1 rRNA gene is annotated in these 1,784 nt (G+C 43.7%); it reads right to left on the reverse strand.

From position 1 onward, the window contains the following. Positions 1–90 precede the first annotated feature (90 nt). Positions 91–1,599, reverse strand: a 16S ribosomal RNA gene (locus AVANS14531_RS09085). Positions 1,600–1,784: the final 185 nt, after the last annotated feature.

The raw sequence follows: 1,784 nt of genomic DNA on the forward strand, positions 1-1,784 counted from the left end.
TCATTTCAACCTTTGATATCCAAACAAGCTCTCAAGAGCTAGTTAATTATTATCTACTCTTTAGTGTGAGTTAAAGAGTGTGTACTCTAGAAAGGAGGTGATCCAACCGCAGGTTCTCCTACGGTTACCTTGTTACGACTTCACCCCAGTCGCTGATTTTGCTGTGGGCGGTAACTAGTTTAGTATTCCGACTTAAAGCACAATCAACTCCCATGGTGTGACGGGCGGTGAGTACAAGACCCGGGAACGTATTCACCGTAACATAGCTGATTTACGATTACTAGCGATTCCGGCTTCATGCTCTCGAGTTGCAGAGAACAATCCGAACTAAGACATATTTTATAGATTTGCTCCACCTCGCGGTATTGCTTCTCATTGTATATGCCATTGTAGCACGTGTGTAGCCCTGGGCATAAGGGCCATGATGACTTGACGTCGTCCACACCTTCCTCCTCCTTGCGAAGGCAGTCTATTTAGAGTGCTCAGCCGAACTGTTAGCAACTAAATACGTGGGTTGCGCTCGTTGCGGGACTTAACCCAACATCTCACGACACGAGCTGACGACAGCCGTGCAGCACCTGTCTCTAAGTTCTAGCAAGCTAGCACCCTCTTATCTCTAAAAGGTTCTTAGGATATCAAGCCCAGGTAAGGTTCTTCGCGTATCTTCGAATTAAACCACATGCTCCACCGCTTGTGCGGGTCCCCGTCTATTCCTTTGAGTTTTAATCTTGCGACCGTACTCCCCAGGCGGTATGCTTAATCCGTTAGGTGCATTACTAAAATGACTAGCATTCTAATAACTAGCATACATCGTTTAGGGCGTGGACTACCAGGGTATCTAATCCTGTTTGCTCCCCACGCTTTCGCGCCTTAGCGTCAGTTAAGTTCTAGCAGATCGCTTTCGCAATTGGCATTCTTAGTAATATCTACGGATTTTACCCCTACACTACTAATTCCATCTGCCTCTCCCTTACTCTAGAATAGCAGTTTTGAATGCAGTTTAATGGTTAAGCCATTAGATTTCACATCCAACTTACTACTCCGCCTACGCGCCCTTTACGCCCAGTGATTCCGAGTAACGCTTGCACCCTCCGTATTACCGCGGCTGCTGGCACGGAGTTAGCCGGTGCTTATTCTTACAATACAGTCAGTATTCTTCTTGTAAAAAAGGAGTTTACGCTCCGAAAAGTGTCATCCTCCACGCGGCGTTGCTGCTTCAGGGTTTCCCCCATTGAGCAATATTCCCCACTGCTGCCTCCCGTAGGAGTCTGGACCGTGTCTCAGTTCCAGTGTGTCTGATCATCCTCTAAGACCAGATATGCGTCATAGCCTTGGTAAGCCATTACCTTACCAACTAGCTGATACAATATAGCCCTATCCCTTACCGAAAAACTTTCCCACCCTAACTTATGTTAGAGCGGAGTATAGAGTATTAGCAGTCGTTTCCAACTGTTGTCCTCTTGTAAGGGGCAAGTTAGCTATACATTACTCACCCGTGCGCCACTAATCCGTCTAGCAAGCTAGACTTCATCGTTCGACTTGCATGTGTTAGGCACGCCGCCAGCGTTCACTCTGAGCCAGGATCAAACTCTCCATAATTTAAATGATTACTTTTTAATTTTAAAAAATTAAAAAATAAATAAAATAATGAAGTGAATGATTTAAAACTTAATATAAATATTTAAAAGTTTTAAATGGCTCTTGATCACTTGTTTAGATATCAAAGATTGACGTTGAAATAATTGATATATTTAAAATTAACAATAAAACTATTTAAAAATAAC

The organism is Campylobacter sp. Cr9, assembly GCF_020138295.1.
Lineage (GTDB): Bacteria > Campylobacterota > Campylobacteria > Campylobacterales > Campylobacteraceae > Campylobacter_E.